General features: G+C 71.5%; 20 protein-coding genes. 1 reads left to right on the top strand and 19 read right to left on the bottom strand.

Annotated elements, in window-relative coordinates; genetic code table 11:
* Nucleotides 1–10: 10 nt before the first annotated feature.
* The 8 genes from AC3RJ6_RS10365 to glmS all read right to left on the bottom strand — a co-directional run bounded on the left by AC3RJ6_RS10365 (nucleotide 11) and on the right by glmS (nucleotide 6718).
* Complete coding sequence (locus AC3RJ6_RS10365) at nucleotides 11–409, bottom strand: DUF4190 domain-containing protein (RefSeq protein ID WP_491426965.1); 399 nt, start codon at nucleotides 407–409, stop codon at nucleotides 11–13.
* Between the two features lie 136 nt (nucleotides 410–545).
* A complete protein-coding gene (tsaD, locus tag AC3RJ6_RS10360; RefSeq protein WP_491426964.1) occupies nucleotides 546–1601 on the bottom strand; it encodes a tRNA (adenosine(37)-N6)-threonylcarbamoyltransferase complex transferase subunit TsaD in 1056 nt (351 codons plus the stop codon).
* Nucleotides 1598–2110 (bottom strand): ribosomal protein S18-alanine N-acetyltransferase, encoded by a 513-nt coding sequence (rimI, locus tag AC3RJ6_RS10355; RefSeq protein ID WP_491426963.1) that lies wholly within the window; start codon nucleotides 2108–2110, stop codon nucleotides 1598–1600. The genes tsaD and rimI overlap by 4 nt, the downstream gene beginning before the upstream one ends.
* The gene (tsaB, locus tag AC3RJ6_RS10350; RefSeq protein ID WP_491426962.1) at nucleotides 2107–2742 is read right to left on the bottom strand and encodes a tRNA (adenosine(37)-N6)-threonylcarbamoyltransferase complex dimerization subunit type 1 TsaB; all 636 of its coding nucleotides are present in this window, start codon (nucleotides 2740–2742) and stop codon (nucleotides 2107–2109) included. Before tsaB ends, rimI begins: the two co-directional genes overlap by 4 nt.
* Before the next feature lie 47 nt (nucleotides 2743–2789).
* A complete protein-coding gene (tsaE, locus tag AC3RJ6_RS10345) occupies nucleotides 2790–3275 on the bottom strand; it encodes a tRNA (adenosine(37)-N6)-threonylcarbamoyltransferase complex ATPase subunit type 1 TsaE (RefSeq protein ID WP_491427164.1) in 486 nt (161 codons plus the stop codon).
* A gap of 32 nt (nucleotides 3276–3307) precedes the next feature.
* Nucleotides 3308–4489, bottom strand: a complete 1182-nt coding sequence (gene alr / locus AC3RJ6_RS10340; protein WP_491426961.1) for an alanine racemase — start codon at nucleotides 4487–4489, stop codon at nucleotides 3308–3310.
* Nucleotides 4486–4848, bottom strand: coding sequence for a holo-ACP synthase (locus tag AC3RJ6_RS10335; RefSeq protein WP_491426960.1), 363 nt, complete (start codon nucleotides 4846–4848; stop codon nucleotides 4486–4488). The genes alr and AC3RJ6_RS10335 overlap by 4 nt, the downstream gene beginning before the upstream one ends.
* A gap of 19 nt (nucleotides 4849–4867) precedes the next feature.
* The gene (gene glmS, locus AC3RJ6_RS10330) at nucleotides 4868–6718 is read right to left on the bottom strand and encodes a glutamine--fructose-6-phosphate transaminase (isomerizing) (protein ID WP_491426959.1); all 1851 of its coding nucleotides are present in this window, start codon (nucleotides 6716–6718) and stop codon (nucleotides 4868–4870) included.
* A 67-nt stretch (nucleotides 6719–6785) separates the two neighbouring features.
* On the opposite strand from glmS, the gene coaA reads away from it, so the two are divergent.
* Nucleotides 6786–7742 carry a type I pantothenate kinase gene (gene coaA, locus AC3RJ6_RS10325; protein ID WP_491426958.1) on the top strand — a complete coding sequence of 319 codons (957 nt, stop codon included), beginning with the start codon at nucleotides 6786–6788 and terminating at the stop codon, nucleotides 7740–7742.
* A gap of 64 nt (nucleotides 7743–7806) precedes the next feature.
* Here coaA and glmM read toward each other — a convergent pair whose 3' ends face one another.
* The 11 genes from glmM to infA all read right to left on the bottom strand — a co-directional run bounded on the left by glmM (nucleotide 7807) and on the right by infA (nucleotide 15951).
* The gene (gene glmM, locus AC3RJ6_RS10320) at nucleotides 7807–9168 is read right to left on the bottom strand and encodes a phosphoglucosamine mutase (RefSeq protein WP_491426957.1); all 1362 of its coding nucleotides are present in this window, start codon (nucleotides 9166–9168) and stop codon (nucleotides 7807–7809) included.
* 21 nt (nucleotides 9169–9189) lie between these two features.
* Nucleotides 9190–9675 (bottom strand): 30S ribosomal protein S9, encoded by a 486-nt coding sequence (rpsI, locus tag AC3RJ6_RS10315; RefSeq protein WP_148733841.1) that lies wholly within the window; start codon nucleotides 9673–9675, stop codon nucleotides 9190–9192.
* 44 nt (nucleotides 9676–9719) lie between these two features.
* Complete coding sequence (gene rplM / locus AC3RJ6_RS10310; protein ID WP_056734989.1) at nucleotides 9720–10166, bottom strand: 50S ribosomal protein L13; 447 nt, start codon at nucleotides 10164–10166, stop codon at nucleotides 9720–9722.
* A 171-nt stretch (nucleotides 10167–10337) separates the two neighbouring features.
* On the bottom strand, nucleotides 10338–11366 hold the full coding sequence (gene truA, locus AC3RJ6_RS10305; RefSeq protein ID WP_491426956.1) for a tRNA pseudouridine(38-40) synthase TruA: 1029 nt from the start codon (nucleotides 11364–11366) through the stop codon (nucleotides 10338–10340).
* A gap of 10 nt (nucleotides 11367–11376) precedes the next feature.
* On the bottom strand, nucleotides 11377–12675 hold the full coding sequence (locus tag AC3RJ6_RS10300) for an acyltransferase family protein (protein WP_491426955.1): 1299 nt from the start codon (nucleotides 12673–12675) through the stop codon (nucleotides 11377–11379).
* A gap of 145 nt (nucleotides 12676–12820) precedes the next feature.
* Complete coding sequence (rplQ, locus tag AC3RJ6_RS10295; RefSeq protein WP_491426954.1) at nucleotides 12821–13378, bottom strand: 50S ribosomal protein L17; 558 nt, start codon at nucleotides 13376–13378, stop codon at nucleotides 12821–12823.
* Nucleotides 13379–13424: 46 nt separating this feature from the next.
* Complete coding sequence (locus AC3RJ6_RS10290) at nucleotides 13425–14411, bottom strand: DNA-directed RNA polymerase subunit alpha (RefSeq protein ID WP_204395444.1); 987 nt, start codon at nucleotides 14409–14411, stop codon at nucleotides 13425–13427.
* A 130-nt stretch (nucleotides 14412–14541) separates the two neighbouring features.
* Entirely contained in the window at nucleotides 14542–14940 is a 399-nt protein-coding gene (rpsK, locus tag AC3RJ6_RS10285; RefSeq protein WP_092668574.1) for a 30S ribosomal protein S11, read from the bottom strand.
* Between the two features lie 32 nt (nucleotides 14941–14972).
* Nucleotides 14973–15353, bottom strand: coding sequence for a 30S ribosomal protein S13 (gene rpsM, locus AC3RJ6_RS10280; protein WP_231430112.1), 381 nt, complete (start codon nucleotides 15351–15353; stop codon nucleotides 14973–14975).
* Between the two features lie 194 nt (nucleotides 15354–15547).
* Complete coding sequence (gene rpmJ / locus AC3RJ6_RS10275) at nucleotides 15548–15661, bottom strand: 50S ribosomal protein L36 (RefSeq protein WP_008361054.1); 114 nt, start codon at nucleotides 15659–15661, stop codon at nucleotides 15548–15550.
* Between the two features lie 68 nt (nucleotides 15662–15729).
* On the bottom strand, nucleotides 15730–15951 hold the full coding sequence (infA, locus tag AC3RJ6_RS10270; protein ID WP_011186713.1) for a translation initiation factor IF-1: 222 nt from the start codon (nucleotides 15949–15951) through the stop codon (nucleotides 15730–15732).
* Between the last annotated feature and the right edge of the window lie 170 nt (nucleotides 15952–16121).

The following is a 16121-nucleotide window of genomic DNA, read 5'->3' as shown; positions in this document are numbered from 1 at the left end:
TTCGGCGGGATCAGTAGCTCGTGGTGTAACCCTGCGACGCGGCCACGGTCATCGCGACGATGACGAAGATGATCCAGATCAGGCCGACGACCAGGCCGATGTAGCCGAGCACCAGGCCGGCGATCGCGAGGCCGCGGCCCTGCTCGCCGGTCTTCTTGATCTGGCTGAGCGCGATGTGGCCGGTGATGACCGCGACGAGCGAGATGAAGAACGCCGACACGAGCGAGACGATCGCGAGGACGTTGGTCTTCGAGCTCGCGGGAGCGGCGTAGGCCGGAGCGGCGTAGGCGGGCGCGGCGGGTGCGCCGTACGCGGGCGCGGCCGGCGCGGCGGGAACCTCGGGAGCGGGCGGAGCCGGCGGGACGGCGGGCTGGCCTGCGGGCTGCTCGGGAAGGTTCGGGTCGGTCACGGTGGTTCCCCTCGATGCTGTGTTGTGGTGCGCTGCTGCCGGTTCGGCAGGCGCTCGGGGCGCGATCGATGTCGCCGACCCCGTGGTTTCGCCCCCACACTATCGCGCGAGCCCCCTCGCGCACAGGATTCTTGCGTCAGTCGACCTGGATCTCGGTCACCGGCAGCGTCGAGTCGGCGCCGAAGCCGAGCTCCGACGGCGCATGCCCCGCCATCACGAGCTGCGCGCCGAGCGCGGCGATCATTGCACCGTTGTCGGTGCAGAGCGACAGCGGCGGGATGCGCAGCGCGATGCCCGCGGCGGCCGCGCGCTCGGTCGCCACCTCGCGGAGCCTCGCGTTCGCGATGACGCCGCCGCCCAGCAGCAGTCGCGGCACGCCGAGCTCGGTGCACGCGTCGATCGCCTTGGAGACGAGCACGTCGACGACGGCTTCGCGGAAGCTCGCCGCGACGTCGGCCATCGGCACGGGCTCGCCCGCCGCCTCGCGCTGCTCGACCCAACGCGCGACGGCGGTCTTCAGGCCCGAGAAGCTGAAGTCCCAACGGTGCGCCGCCAGGTCTTTCGGGCGGGTCAGTCCGCGCGGGAAGCGGATGGCGTCCGGGTCGCCGCCGACGGCCGCGCGGTCGATCTCGGGGCCGCCCGGGTACGGCAGGCCGAGCACGCGGGCGACCTTGTCGAAGGCCTCCCCTGCGGCGTCGTCGATCGTCTCGCCGAGCAGCTCGACGTCGGAGACGAGATCGCGCACGAGGAGCAGCGACGTGTGCCCGCCCGATACGAGCAGCGCGACGGTCGGCGTCTCGAGCGGATCGGCGGCGTCGAGGAGATCGGCGCCGACATGCCCGACGAGGTGGTTCACCGCGTAGATCGGCAGCCCCTTCGAGAGAGCGAGCGCCTTCGCGGCGCCGACGCCCACCATGAGCGCCCCGGCGAGACCGGGACCGCTCGTCACGGCGACCGCGTCGAGGTCGTCGAGCGAGACGGATGCCTCGGCGAGCGCCGCCCGGACAGTCGGGCCGAGCGCCTCGAGGTGCGCCCGGGCGGCGACCTCGGGGACGACGCCGCCGTAGCGGGCGTGCTCCTCCATCGAGGAGGCGATGACGTTCGCGAGCAGGGTCGAGCCCCGCACGATGCCGACGCCCGTCTCGTCGCACGAGGTCTCGATGCCGAGCACGAGCGGCTCACGGGTGTTCATCGATCGCCTCCTGCACCGGCGGGCCGCGTGACCGCGGGCGGAACCTCGAGCCGCATGAGCACGGCGTCGACCCCGTTGCGGTAGTACCGGGGGCGCACGCCGATCTCGGCGAAGCCGAGCGAGTCGTAGAGCGAGCGCGCGATCGGGTTGTCGGCGCGCACCTCGAGGAAGAGCTGCGCGATGCCCCGCCGGCGCGACTCGGTGATGAGCGCGTGCATGAGCCCGCGGCCGAGGCCCATGCCGCGTGCCGCGGGGTCGATCGCGATGGTCTGGATGTCGCCCTGGTCGCCGCCCGACGGTGCGAGCAGCCCTGCGTAGCCGAGCAGCGGCGGCCACGCGGCATCCTCGTCGTGCTCGTCGTCGACCGCCACGAGGTAGTAGCCGTGCGGGCTCTCGATCTCGCGCCGCATCGCGTCCTCGGGCCACGCGTCGTCGGTGAACGTGGCCCGCTCGAGTCGCATGATCGCCTCGAGGTCGGTCGTCTTCGCACGGCGCATGAACACGCTCACGGGAGCACCCGCTTTCCGGCGGATGGAGTCACGTCGGGCGCGCGCAGGTAGAGCGGCGCGTCGTCGGCGAGCGGCAGCCGGCCGGCCGCGAAGGCGAGTTCGGCGAGGAACCCGACAGCTGCGGCCGAGACGACGGCGGCCTCGAAGCGGGCGCCGATCGCCTCGGGCAGCGCGTCGCGCGGCACGAGGCCGGGACCGCTCAGTCGCACGGGGAGCCGATCGGCGTCGAGGCCGTCGTACTCGGAGACGGCGAACTCGCGGCGACGGGCGTCGGTGACGACCTGCAGGGCCCCGGTGTCGCCCGCGGCGTACCGGCTCCAGGCGATCGCGTCGTGGCTCGGCACGGGCACGAACGGGCGGTCGATGCCGAGGGCGAAGGCGTGCGCCGCGGCGATGCCGACGCGCAGGCCCGTGAACGGTCCGGGGCCCATTCCGCCCGCGACGCCCGAGAGCCGGGCCGGCTCGACGCCCGCCTCGGCGAGCGCGTCGCGGATGAAGCCGCCGATGACCTCGGCGTGGCGCATCGTGTCGTCGGTGCCGGTCTCGGCGAGCCTGCGCAGCTCGCCCGTCGTGCGGTCGCGATCGACGACGGCGACGCTCGTTCCCGTCGAGGTGTCGATCGCCAGCAGCATGGTTCCAGCCTAATTCCGATTCGGGAGGGGGTCGGGCGACCGCGGGGTCACGCGTCGAGCGCGCCAGACACCCGCGCGAGGAGCGGTCCGGTCAGGGTGACCGTGCGCGGTTCGTCGCCGTCGAGGTCGGATGCCTCGGCGCCCGCGTCGAGCACGGCCGCGACGTCGTCGACCGCCACCGCGCCGGTGGGACGCTCGATCACGACCTCGAGCCAGGAGTCGCCCGCCTCCTCGACGAGCCCGGCGCCCCACTCGACGACGACGACCGAGCGGGCGAAGTCGAGGTCGAGGTCGTCGACGAGCTCGGCGGAGCCGAGCCGGTAGGCGTCGACGTGCACGAGCGGCGGGCCGTCGCCGAGGCTCGGGTGGGTGCGGGCGAGCACGAAGGTCGGGCTCTGCACGGGGCCGCGCACGCCGAGCCCGGCGCCGATGCCGCGTGTGAGCGTCGTCTTGCCCGCGCCGAGCGGCCCCGTCAGCACGAGGAGGTCGCCCGCGCGCAGCTCCGCGCCGAGGCGGCGGCCGAACTCCTCCATGGCCGCCGCGTCGGCGACCTCGAACACGCGGCTCACAGGTCTTCGGCCTCGGGCCAGGGCACGGTGCGCGGGCCGCCCGTGTAGCGGCGGGGAACGCGGGGGCCGATGCGGGTGACGACCTCGTAGCCGATCGTGCCGGCGGCGGCGCCCCATTCGTCGGCGGTCGGCGCGCCGGTCGCGGGGTCGCCGAACACGACGACCTCGTCGCCGACCGCGACAGGATCGTCGCCCGCGTCGACGATGAACTGGTCCATGGCGACGCGGCCGACGACCGGCCGGCGCCGGCCGCCGAGGAGCACCTCGGCGCCTTGCCCCGACGCCTGCCTGGGGATGCCGTCGGCGTAGCCGAGCGGCACGAGGGCGAGGGTCGTCTCGGTGTCGGCGTGCCAGATGTGCCCGTACGAGGCCCCGGCACCCGCTTCGACCCGGCGCACCGCCGCGACCCTCGCGCGGAGCGTCATCGCCGGGGTGAGGCCGAGGTCGGCCGAGGTCGTGCCGTCGCCGAACGGGGTGAGCCCGTAGAGCCCGATGCCGATCCGTACGGCGTCGTAGCGGGACGAGGGGTCGCGCAGTGCCTGCTCGCTCGAGGCGATGTGACGCAGCCGGCCCGAGAGGCCCGCCGCCTCGGCGACCGCGAGGGCCCGCTCGAACGCGGCGAGCTGGTCGGCGTCGACCTCGCGCGAGGTGTTCGCGAAATGGCTGAAGATGCCGACGACGCCGATTCGCTCGGCGCGCTCGAGCTCGACCGATCGCGCGACGACCGCCGGCCAGTCGCGCTCGCTCACGCCGTTGCGGCTGAGCCCGGTGTCGATCTTCAGGTGCACGCGGGCTGCCGCGCCCGGGGCCGCCGCGGCGACCTGCTCGAGCTGCGCGAGGCTCGAGACGCCGATCTCGACGTCGGCCCGCACGGCCGCGGCGAAGTCGGCATCGGGGTCGTGCAGCCAGGCGACGACGGGTGCGTCGATGCCCGCGTCGCGCAGTTCGAACGCCTCGTCGAGGTCGGCCACGCCGAGCCTCGTGGCGCCCCCGGCGAGCGCGGCGCGCGCCGACTCGACGGCGCCGTGCCCGTACGCGTCGGCCTTGACGACGGCGATGATCTCGGCCGGGGCGACGCGCTCGGCGACGGTGCGCACGTTGCGCACGATCGCGCCGAGGTCGACCAGTGCCTCGCGGAACGCGTGCGCCGAGGCATCCTGCCCCGTCATGCCGCTCATCGAGCGCTCACCGCCTCGAGCACGACGAAGGCGCTCGCGATGCCCGCATCGTGGCTCATCGACAGGTGCACGCGATCGATGCCGAGGCCCGCGACGTGCGCCGCGAGCGCGCCCGAGAGCTCGAAGTCGGGGTTGCCCTCGGCGTCCTGCACGATGCGCATGTCGTGCCAGCGGATGACCGCGTGGCCGCCGAGCGCCTTGATGAGCGCCTCCTTCGCGGCGAAGCGGGCGGCGAGCGAACGCGGCGCGCGACCGCGTTCGCTCTCGGCGAACAGGCGCTCGACGAGTGCGGGGGTCCGGGCGATCGAGCGCTCGAAGCGCTCGATGTCCACGACGTCGATGCCGATGCCGGCGATCACTCGGCCCCCGCGCTCTCGGTCACTCGACCGTCACCGACTTGGCGAGGTTGCGCGGCTGGTCGACGTCGAGGCCCTTGGCCTGCGAGAGCTCCATCGCGAAGATCTGCAGCGGCACGACCGCGAGCAGCGGTTCGAACAGCGGCGCCGCGAGCGGGATGCGCACGACCTCGTCGGCGAACGGCAGCACCGCGGCGTCGCCCGCCTCGGCGATCGCGATGACGCGGGCGCCGCGAGCACGGATCTCCTGGATGTTCGACACGACCTTCGGGTGCAGGCTGCCGTCGTGGCGGGGGCTCGGCACGACGACGAAGACCGGCTGGCCCGGCTCGATGAGCGCGATCGGCCCGTGCTTGAGCTCGCCCGCGGCGAACCCCTCGGCGTGGATGTAGGCGAGCTCCTTGAGCTTCAGGGCACCCTCGAGGGCGATCGGGTAGCCGACGTGACGGCCGAGGAACAGCACCGAGCGGGTGTCGGCCATCCAGTGCGCGAGCTGGGTGACCTTCTCGGCCTCGCCGAGCACCTGGGCGAGCTTCTCGGGCACCGCCGTGAGCTCGTCGAGCTGGGCGGCGAGCGCGGCCTCGTCGAGCGTGCCGCGCACGCGCGCGAGGTGGAGGCCGAAGAGGTAGAGCGCGGTGATCTGCGCGACGAACGCCTTCGTCGAAGCGACCGCGACCTCGGGGCCGGCGTGGGTGTAGACGACCGCGTCGGACTCGCGCGGGATCGTGGCGCCCTGCGTGTTGCAGATCGAGATCGTGCGCGCGCCCTGCTCGCGGGCGTACTTCACGGCCATGAGCGTGTCCATCGTCTCGCCCGACTGGCTGATCGAGACGACGAGGGTGTCGGCGTCGAGCACGGGCTCGCGGTAGCGGAACTCGTGGCTGAGCTCGACCTCGACGGGCACGCGCGCCCACTGCTCGATCGCGTACTTCGCGACCATGCCCGCGTACGAGGCGGTGCCGCACGCGATGACCGTGATGCGACGGATGCCGCGGAGCTCGTCGTCGCCGAACGACTCGAGCTCGGGGATGACGACGCCGCCGTCGGCGATGCGGCCGCGCAGGGTGTTGGCGACGGCCTCGGGCTGCTCCGACACCTCCTTGCGCATGAACGACGACCAGCCGCCCTTCTCGGCCGCCGAGGCGTCCCACGCGACCTCGAAGGCCTCGACCTCGACGGGCGCGCCGTCGAAGTCGGTCACGACGACGTCGTCGGCCGTGATCGCGACGATCTGGTCCTGGCCGACCGCGACGGCGCGCTTCGTGAACTCGACGAAGGCGGCGACGTCGGAGCCGAGGAAGTTCTCGCCGTCGCCCAGCCCGATGACGAGCGGCGAGTTGCGACGGGCGCCGACGACGAGGCCGGGCTCGGCGCGGTGCACGGCGAGCAGGGTGAACGCGCCCTCGAGGCGCGAGACCGTGTTGCGGAAGGCCGTGCGCAGGTCGCCCGCCTCGCGGTACTCGTGGCCGAGCAGCACGGCCGCGACCTCGGTGTCGGTCTCGGACTCGAACGAGTAGCCCTCAGCGAGGAGCTCGTCCTTCAGCTCGGCGAAGTTCTCGATGATGCCGTTGTGGATGAGCGCGAGCCGGCCCTCGTCGCCGAGGTGCGGGTGCGCGTTGCGGTCGGTCGGACCGCCGTGGGTCGCCCAGCGGGTGTGGCCGATGCCGGTGCCGCCGTGGTGCAGCGGGTTGCGCTCGAGCTCGTCGGCGAGCACCTTCAGCTTGCCGGCCCGCTTCGCGGTCTCGATGGCACCGTCGTCATCGACGACCGCCACTCCAGCCGAGTCGTAGCCACGGTATTCGAGGCGGCGCAGGCCACCCATGAGGACGTCGAGGCTGTTGCGCTCTCCGACGTATCCGACGATTCCACACATGGGGGCGATTCTAGCGGCGGGCGGCTGGGCGCCCGCCCACGGCCGGGGCCGGCACTACACTGGCACGGTGCCGGATCCGCAGAGCTCGTCGTCGCATGCTGCGCAGATCTCGCCGTTCGTCGAGCTCGATCGAGCCGACTGGGCGGCGCTCGCCCCCTCGATGCCGTCGCCGCTCGCGGAGACCGAGCTCATCAAGCTCCGGGGCCTCGGCGAGCCGCTCGACCCGACCGAGGTCGCCGAGGTCTACCTGCCGCTCAGCCGCCTGCTGAACCTCTACGTCGGCGGTACGAAGTCGCTGCACAAGGTGACGAGCGAGTTCCTGCGCGAGCGCTTCGAGTCGACGCCGTTCGTGATCGGGGTCGCCGGGTCGGTCGCCGTCGGCAAGTCGACGATCGCGCGCCTGCTGCGCGAGCTCCTCGCCCGCTGGGAGCACACGCCCCGGGTCGAGCTCGTGACGACCGACGGGTTCCTCTTCCCGAACGCCGAACTCGAGCGGCGCGGGCTCATGGCGCGCAAGGGCTTCCCCGAGTCGTACGACCGGCGCGCGCTGCTGCGCTTCGTGAGCGAGGTCAAGGCGGGCGCCGCAGAGGTGCGCGCACCCTTCTACTCGCACCTCGCCTACGACATCGTGTCCGACGCGCAGGTCACCGTGCGCCGCCCCGACGTGCTCATCGTCGAGGGCCTCAACGTGCTGCAGCCGCCAGGGCCGGGGCACCGGCTCGCGGTCAGCGACCTGTTCGACTTCACGATCTACGTCGATGCCCGCACGAGCGACATCGCGCGCTGGTACGAGGAGCGGTTCCTGAAGCTGCAGCGGGGCGCGTTCGCGAACCCGCGCTCCTACTTCCACCGGTTCGCGTCGCTCACCGAGGACGAGGCGCGCCACCGGGCCCGCGAGATCTGGCACTCGATCAACGAGCCGAACCTGCTGCAGAACATCCGGCCCACGCGCTCGCGCGCCTCGCTCGTGCTGCGCAAGAGCGCCGACCACACCGTGTCGAGCGTGCTGCTGCGCAAGCTCTGACCGTACCGACGCGAATCGCCCGCCTCCGGGCGGAGACGGGCGATCCGAGGTTCTGGGTGGAGTGCTAGTGCGCCAGCTCGGCCTGCACGACCTCGGCCAGTGCTGCGGCGTGCCGCTCGGCGGTCGACTGCTCGGCGGCCTCGACCATGACCCGCACCATGGGCTCGGTGCCCGACGGCCGCAGCAGCACCCGGCCCGAGTCGCCGAGCTCGGCCTCCGCCGCCTTGACCGCGGCCGCGACGCCCTCGTTCGAGCCGAGCGCGTGGTGGTCGACGCCGCGCACGTTGACGAGCACCTGCGGGTACACCGTCATGACCGAGGCGAGCTCGGCGAGCGACTTGCCCGTGCGCGCCATCTCGGCCACGAGGTGCAGGCCGGTCAGCACGCCGTCGCCGGTCGTGGCGTACTCGCTCATGATGACGTGGCCCGACTGCTCGCCACCGAGTGCGAACCCGCCCTCGGCGAGCGCCTCGAGCACGTAGCGGTCGCCGACCTTCGTCTCGACGATGCGGATGCCGTGCTCGGCCATCGCCCGCTTGAGCCCGAGGTTCGACATGACGGTCACCACGAGGGTGTCGTCGGTGAGCTTGCCGCGCTCCTTCATCGAGAGCGCGAGGATCGCCATGATGCGGTCGCCGTCGACGATGTCGCCGTTCGCGTCGACGGCGAGGCAGCGGTCGGCGTCGCCGTCGTGGGCGATGCCGACGTCGGCGCCGTGCTCGAGCACGGCGGCCTGCAGCTGGTCGAGGTGCGTCGACCCGACGCCGTCGTTGATGTTGATGCCGTCGGGATCGGCGCCGATGACGACGACCTCGGCACCCGCGTCCTTGAACGTCTCGGGCGAGACGCCCGCGGCGGCGCCGTGGGCGCAGTCGAGCACGACCTTGATGCCGTCGAGACGATGCGGCAGCGTGCCGAGCAGGTGCACGACGTAGCGGTCCTCGGCATCGGCGAAGCGGCGGATGCGGCCGACACCGTCGCCGACCGGAGCGAGCTTCTGCTTGCCGAGGTACGACTCGATGCGGTCTTCGACCTCGTCGGGCAGCTTCGTGCCGCCGAACGAGAAGAACTTGATGCCGTTGTCGGGCGCCGGGTTGTGCGACGCCGAGATCATGACGCCGAAGTCGGCCTTGATCGAGTCGATGAGGAATGCGGTCGCGGGCGTCGGGATGACTCCGGCGTCGAGCACGTCGACGCCGGAGCTCGCGAGGCCTGCGGAGACCGCGGCGGTGAGGAACTCACCGGACACGCGGGGGTCGCGCGCGACGACGGCGACCGGGCGCTTGCCCGCCGCACGGTTCTCGTCGGCGTGACGCCCCTGCGTGAGGACGGCCGCAGCCGCCTGGGAGAGGCCCAGGGCCAGGTCAGCCGTGAGTTCACGGTTGGCCAGGCCCCGGACCCCGTCGGTTCCGAAAAGCCGAGGCATGTACGGAGTCCCGGAGGCTGATTAGCGCTTCGAGAACTGCGGAGCCTTGCGGGCCTTCTTGAGACCGGCCTTCTTGCGCTCGATGACGCGAGCGTCGCGCGTGAGGAAGCCGGCCTTCTTCAGGGTCGGACGGTTGTTCTCGCGGTCGATCTCGTTGAGCGCACGCGCGATCGCGAGGCGCAGCGCGCCGGCCTGGCCCGAGGGGCCGCCGCCGGTGATGCGGGCGATCACGTCGTACGAGCCGGTGAGCTCGAGCACGGTGAAGGGGTCGGTGATGAGCTGCTGGTGGAGCTTGTTCGGGAAGTAGTCCGCGAACTCGCGGCCGTTCACCGTGATGGTGCCGGCGCCGGGGACGACGCGCACGCGGGCGATGGCCTGCTTGCGGCGGCCGACGGCCGCACCCGAGACGTTGAGGACGGGGCGGGGGGTGGCCGGAGCCGCCGCCGGGGCGCTCTCGGTCGTGTAGCTCTCAGGAGCCTGGTCGATCTGGTCTGCGATCTTCGCCATGGTGGTTGTGAATCCTTAGTTCGAGAAGGTCGAGTGCGCCGGGCTTACTGGGCGACCTGGGTGAGGGTGTACGGCTTCGGCTGCTGAGCCGCGTGCGGGTGCTCCGGGCCGGCGTAGACCTTCAGCTTCTTGAGCTGCTGGCGGCCGAGCGAGTTCTTCGGGAGCATGCCGCGGATCGCCTTCTCGACGGCGCGGACGGGGTTCTTCTCGAGGAGCTCGGCGTAGCCGACCGCCTTGAGGCCGCCCGGGTAACCCGAGTGGCGGTACGCCTTCTTCTGCTCGAGCTTCTGGCCGGTGAGGGCCACCTTGTCGGCGTTGACGATGATGACGAAGTCACCGGTGTCGACGTGGTTCGCGAAGATCGGCTTGTGCTTGCCGCGCAGCAGGGCTGCGGAGTGGCTGGCGAGACGACCGAGGACGATGTCGGTCGCGTCGATGACGACCCAGTCGCGCTGGATCTCGTTCGACTTCGGGGTGTAGGTGCGCGTCACGGAAGTGCTGCTTTCTGATCGAGTGAGGGGTTCGTGAATCCCACTCCGTGGGGTGTTCGAACGCGATGCGCGCGAACGCCTCGGTGGAGGGCTCAACTTCGGGTGCCGACGCAGTGCACGGCACCAAAGGGAGAGCTTACCAGCTTCGGCCCGGGTTGCAGAATCCGCGGCTCATTCGACGAGGTCGGGGATGCCGCTCACGTGCAGTTCGCGTCGCGCCCGCGTCTGCACGGCCCGAGCCTCGAGCTCGTGGTCGTCGGGATAGCCGACCTCGGTCAGCACGAGCCCCTTCGCCGGCATGACCTTGAACGCGCTCGTGCGCTCGGCGGCGGCGAGGAGGCCCGCGAGGTCGCCCTCGTCGAGCTTGCCCTCCCCCACGGCGACGCACGCGCCGACGAGGGCCCGCACCATCGAGTGGCAGAAGGCGTCGGCCTGCAGCATCGCGACGAGCACGCCGCCCTCGCCGCGGTGCCAGTCGTACGCCTGCAGCGTGCGGATCGTCGTCGCCTCCTCGCGCGGCTTGCAGAACGCGGCGAAGTCGTGGAGCCCGAGCAGCCGGTTCGCGGCGCGGTCCATCGCCTCGACGTCGAGGCTGCGGGGATGCCAGACGGTGCGATTGCGGGCGAGCGGGTCGCGCAGCGCCGCTCCGTCGGCGACGCGGTACTCGTAGCGTCGCCAGACCGCCGAGAAGCGCGCGTCGAAGCCGGCCGGGGCGAGCTCGGCGTGCGTCACCACGACGTCGGCGTCGGAGGCGCCGAGTACGCCGCCCAGCCGGCGCAGCAGCACCGCGGCGGGATCATCGGCGAGGCCGCTCGACGCGTCGCCCCGGCGCGGCCTCGTCACGGCGGCGAGTGCTGCAGCGGGCACGTCGAGGTGGGCCACCTGGCCGAGCGCGTGCACGCCGGCGTCGGTGCGGCCGGCGACGGTCAGCCGCGGCGCGACGCGCTCGCGGCGGAAGAGCGTCGCGAGCGCGCCCTCGAGCGTGCCCTGCACGGTGCGCAGCCTCGGCTGCGCCGCCCACCCCTTGAAGTCGGTGCCGTCGTAGGCGATGCCGAGGCGCAGGCGAACCGTCTCGTCGAGCCCTCCGGCGAGCGGGGATGCCTCGCCCGATGCGTCGCCCGACGACCACCGCGACTCGGCGGGTGCCGCACCGCGCGCCGCCGGGGTGCCGCCCGCGGCATCCGCCTCGCTCGTGACCATACCGACCAGCCTAGGCGCGCGCCGTCGCCGCGACCGCGTCGACCTCGCGGCGTCGCGGTCGCGGAGACCTCGGCCCCGGCCCGCCGACGATGAGGGCGATCACCGCGACCGTCACGAGCGACCAGCCGAACAGCCCGTTCACGAGCGGCACGTAGCCCATCGTCAGGAACACGTCGACGCCGGCGACGGCCGTGAGCGTCCAGATGACGACCGCCGCGAGCGGCGTGCGACGTTCGACCGGCGCCGGCCAGCGCGCCTCGAGCTTCGGCACGACGAGGCAGCACCCGGCGATGACGACGGCGATCGCGAGGATCCACAGCGGCCGCGTCGCCCACCACGCGGGCGACAGCACGGGCGGGTACGGCAGCCCCAGGGCGAGGTGGCCCGCCGTCACGACCGCCATCGCGAACGTGTGCCAGAGGTAGATGACCATGCCGTACAGCCCGAACACGAACACGGCGCCGAGCACGGCCCGGTGCGCGACGAATCGGCGGATGGCGGGCTGCAGCAGCGCGAAGAGGCACGCCTGCCCGAGCGCGAGCGCCATGATCGCGAGGCTCGGCGGGTTGAGGTTGTCGAGCAGGTCGTGCGAGTAGCCGAAGACGGCCACGAGCATCGCGATGAACCCGTATGCGAACGCCGCGACGCCCACGAGCACGACCCACGAGCGCCGGGCGAACCAGCCGTCGCGGAGGCCGAACCCGAGCTGCTGCGCGAACAGCCAGACGAAGAGCCAGTTCACGGCGCCGACGGGCAGCCCGAGGCCCCTCGCGAGCACGTCGACGAGCACGGCGCCGGCGGCGAGGCCGAGGTAGGTCGGCCACGGTGCGTGCCGGTGCAGCCACGACATCGCCGGAACGAGCGCCGTGCAGATGAGGTACACGGGAATGAACCAGAGCGGCTCGGCGAGCCGCACCGCGAAGCTCTGCACGAAACCGACGTCGACACCGGTCAGCAGCATGCCGCCGAGCACGAGCCCGACCGCCGCGGTCACCGACACGACGGGCTGCGCGAGCCGCACCGCGCGCACCCGCAGGTAGTGCGCGCCCGTCTCGCCGTGCCCGCGGAGCCGGCGCCACTGCGTGATCGACGCGAAGCCGCCGCAGATGAAGAAGACCGGCATGATCATGAGCGGCCACGTCGCCCACGCGAGCGGCTCGAAGCCGTCGAGCGCGTTGAACGCGCGCAGCGGGTCGCCGCCGATGCCCATCTGCAACGCGTGCAGGAGCACGACGACGGGGAGGCAGAGCGCGCGGGCGAAGTCGATCGAGAGGTCGCGATCCTCGGGGATCCTGACCGGTGCGCGCACAGGGCTCCTTCGCTGCAGGCGGCGGCGCCCGGCCGGGTCCGCCGTGATCGGGCCCGTCCCGGGCCCGCGACGACGATCATTCCACAGACGCGAACGGGCCCCTGTGCGAATCGCACAGGGGCCCGTCGACGCGTGGACGCGAGGCTTACTTGGCCTCGGCCTCGGCGGCCTCCTCGGCGGGAGCCTCGGCCGACTCCTCCGACGCCTCGGCGCCGGCGGCCTCGTCGACCGCGGCCTCGGCCTCGGTCACGACCTCGTCGGCAGCCGTCTCGTCGGCGGCGGGCGCCTCGTCGGCGACCGGCGCGGCGGCGGCGGCCGGCTTGGCGGCGCGCTGCTTCTTCACGACCGGCTCGAGCACGAGCTCGATGACCGCCATGGGGGCGTTGTCGCCCTTGCGGTTGCCGATCTTCGTGATGCGGGTGTAGCCGCCCTCACGGTCGGCGACCTGCGGGGCGATGACCGCGAACAGCTCGTGCACGACGGCCTTGTCGCCGATCACGGCGAGCACGCGACGGCGGGCGTGCAGGTCGCCGCGCTTCGCGAAGGTGATGAGGCGCTCGGCGAGCGGGCGGAGCCGCTTGGCCTTGGTCTCGGTGGTGGTGATGCTCTTGTGCGTGAAGAGCGCAGCCGCGAGGTTCGCGAGCAGGAGTCGCTCGTGCGCGGGTCCGCCTCCGAGGCGGGGGCCCTTGGTGGGCTTCGGCATGGTTCGTTATCTCCAGGTAGTGAGGGGGTCGGGCAGCCGCAGGGGCTCAGTTCTCGTCGTCGAAGCCCGTGTAGAAGTGGGCGCCGTCGAAGCCGGGCACCGAGTCCTTCAGCGACAGGCCCATCTCGGTGAGCTTGTCCTTGACCTCGTCGACCGACTTCTGGCCGAAGTTGCGGATGTTCATGAGCTGCGACTCGCTGAGGGCGACGAGCTCCGACACCGTGTTGATGCCCTCGCGCTTCAGGCAGTTGTAGCTGCGCACCGACAGGTCGAGGTCCTCGATCGGGATCGAGAGCTCGCTCGAGAGCACGGCGTCGACCGGCGCGGGGCCGATCTCGATGCCCTCGGCCGCGGTGTTCAGCTCGCGGGCGAGGCCGAACAGCTCGGTGAGGGTGCGACCGGCCGAGGCGATGGCGTCGCGCGGCGAGATCGCCGGCTTCGTCTCGACGTCGACCACGAGGCGGTCGAAGTCGGTGCGCTCACCGGCACGGGTGGCCTCGACGCGGTAGGTGACCTTGAGCACCGGCGAGTAGATCGAGTCGACCGGGATCTGGCCGGCCTCCGAGTACTCGTTGCGGTTCTGCGAGGCCGAGACGTAGCCGCGGCCGCGCTCGATCGTGAGCTCGAGCTCGAACTTCGCCGAGTCGTTGAGCGTCGCGATGACGAGCTCGGGGTTGTGCACCTCGACACCGGCCGGAGCCGAGATGTCGGCGGCGGTGACCTCACCCGCGCCCTGCTTGCGCAGGTAGGCGGTGATGGGCTCGTCGTGCTCGCTGGAGACGACCAGGTTCTTGATGTTGAGGATGATCTCGGTGACATCCTCCTTCACGCCGGGAACCGTCGAGAACTCGTGCAGCACGCCGTCGATGCGGATGCTCGTCACGGCCGCGCCGGGGATCGAGGAGAGGAGGGTACGGCGAAGCGAGTTGCCGAGGGTGTAACCGAAGCCCGGCTCGAGGGGCTCGATCACGAAACGCGAACGGAACTCCGAGATGTTCTCTTCGGTGAGCGTCGGGCGCTGTGCGATCAGCACTGTTGATTCCTTTCGGCAGGGTGTCCGCTATATGACACCTGCGAGGTCGAGGATCTTGAGTTGTGAGAGAACGGGATGCCGCGTGGCCGGCCGGAACGCACGTTCCGGCCGACCTCGCGGCGTGGAGAACTTAGACGCGGCGACGCTTCGGCGGGCGGCAGCCGTTGTGCGCCTGCGGCGTCACGTCGTTGATGCTGCCGACCTCGAGGCCTGCGGCCTGGAGCGAGCGGATCGCGGTCTCACGGCCCGAGCCGGGGCCCTTGACGAACACGTCGACCTTCTTCATGCCGTGCTCCTGCGCCTGGCGCGCGGCCGACTCGGCGGCGAGCTGCGCGGCGAACGGGGTCGACTTGCGCGAGCCCTTGAAGCCGACGCCGCCCGAGGAGGCCCAGCTGATCACGGCACCGGTGGTGTCGGTGATCGAGACGATCGTGTTGTTGAACGTCGACTTGATGTGGGCCTGGCCCACGGCGATGTTCTTCTTTTCCTTCTTGCGCGGCTTGCGAGTAGCCGCCTTGGGTGCTGCCATGTGTGAAATCTCCTAGATCTGGCGACGAGCGGTTACTTGCGGCCGGGCTTCTTCTTGCCGGCGACGGTGCGCTTCGGGCCCTTGCGGGTGCGAGCGTTGGTCTTGGTGCGCTGACCGCGGACCGGAAGGCCGCGGCGGTGGCGCAGACCCTCGTACGAGCCGATCTCGACCTTGCGGCGGATGTCGGCGGCCACCTCGCGGCGGAGGTCGCCCTCGACCTTGAAGTTGCCCTCGATGTAGTCGCGGAGGGCGACGAGCTGGTCGTCGGTGAGGTCCTTCACGCGGATGTTGCCGTCGATGCCGGTCTCCGCGAGGGTCGTCAGCGCGCGAGTGCGGCCGACGCCGTAGATGTACGTCAGTGCGATCTCCACGCGCTTCTCGCGCGGGATGTCGACTCCTGCCAGACGTGCCATGTGTTGGCTTCTCCTGTTTCGAAGTGGAGGTGTGGAGCACTGCCGGTGCCCGGGCCTCCGTCCCGAGGTGTCCCCTCCAGCGCGTTGAGGAGCGACGAAGTCGCGTCTCGAAACCGCGGAGGTTCTGGCAGTGCCGATTCGTATTCAGTTATGAGCTGCGGGGCGCGCACGCGGCGCGCCCCGGCGTCGTGCGACTAGCCCTGGCGCTGCTTGTGGCGCGGGTTCTCGCAGATGACCATCACGCGCCCGTGGCGGCGGATCACCTTGCACTTGTCGCAGATCTTCTTGACGCTGGGGTTGACCTTCACAGTGGTTCCTCGTGGTTCGCTGTCCTCGTGCCCGCGGGGTGCCGCGGGCCGTTACTTTCCGGCAGCCCTTACTTGTAGCGGTAGACGATGCGGCCGCGCGTCAGGTCGTACGGGCTCAGCTCCACGATCACGCGGTCCTCGGGGAGGATGCGGATGTAGTGCTGGCGCATCTTTCCTGAGATGTGCGCGAGGACCTTGTGACCGTTGGTCAACTCGACCCGGAACATCGCGTTCGGGAGAGCCTCGATGACCGAGCCTTCGATCTCGATGACGCCGTCTTTCTTGGCCATAGCCTCACTATCGCTTGGAGTGTTGGGATGCTGGTCGTGCGATGATGCTGCACGCGCGACGCTCGGGCGACCGCTTCTCCGGCCGATGGGCCGGTCGTCGGGCACGCCGAGGCAGGCGGGCAGAACACCAAGGGTCAACTTTAGGACATTTCCGCCGATTTCGCCAGTCG

This window comes from Agromyces cucurbitae (genome assembly GCF_058349945.1).
This window is presented reverse-complemented; position numbering and strand designations above follow the sequence as displayed.

Coding starts and splice junctions, on each gene's coding strand:
- truA (WP_491426956.1), bottom strand. CDS start 11,366: ATGGTCACGAGCGAGGCGGATGCCGCGGGCGGCACCCCGGCGGCGCGC.
- rpsM (WP_231430112.1), bottom strand. CDS start 15,353: ATGGCACGTCTGGCAGGAGTCGACATCCCGCGCGAGAAGCGCGTGGAG.
- tsaE (WP_491427164.1), bottom strand. CDS start 3,275: ATGGAGGAGTTCGGCCGCCGCCTCGGCGCGGAGCTGCGCGCGGGCGAC.
- glmS (WP_491426959.1), bottom strand. CDS start 6,718: ATGTGTGGAATCGTCGGATACGTCGGAGAGCGCAACAGCCTCGACGTC.
- tsaD (WP_491426964.1), bottom strand. CDS start 1,601: ATGAACACCCGTGAGCCGCTCGTGCTCGGCATCGAGACCTCGTGCGAC.
- glmM (WP_491426957.1), bottom strand. CDS start 9,168: ATGCCTCGGCTTTTCGGAACCGACGGGGTCCGGGGCCTGGCCAACCGT.
- infA (WP_011186713.1), bottom strand. CDS start 15,951: ATGGCCAAGAAAGACGGCGTCATCGAGATCGAAGGCTCGGTCATCGAG.
- rpsI (WP_148733841.1), bottom strand. CDS start 9,675: ATGGCGAAGATCGCAGACCAGATCGACCAGGCTCCTGAGAGCTACACG.
- tsaB (WP_491426962.1), bottom strand. CDS start 2,742: ATGCTGCTGGCGATCGACACCTCGACGGGAACGAGCGTCGCCGTCGTC.
- rpsK (WP_092668574.1), bottom strand. CDS start 14,940: ATGGCAGCACCCAAGGCGGCTACTCGCAAGCCGCGCAAGAAGGAAAAG.
- rplQ (WP_491426954.1), bottom strand. CDS start 13,378: ATGCCGAAGCCCACCAAGGGCCCCCGCCTCGGAGGCGGACCCGCGCAC.
- alr (WP_491426961.1), bottom strand. CDS start 4,489: ATGAGCGGCATGACGGGGCAGGATGCCTCGGCGCACGCGTTCCGCGAG.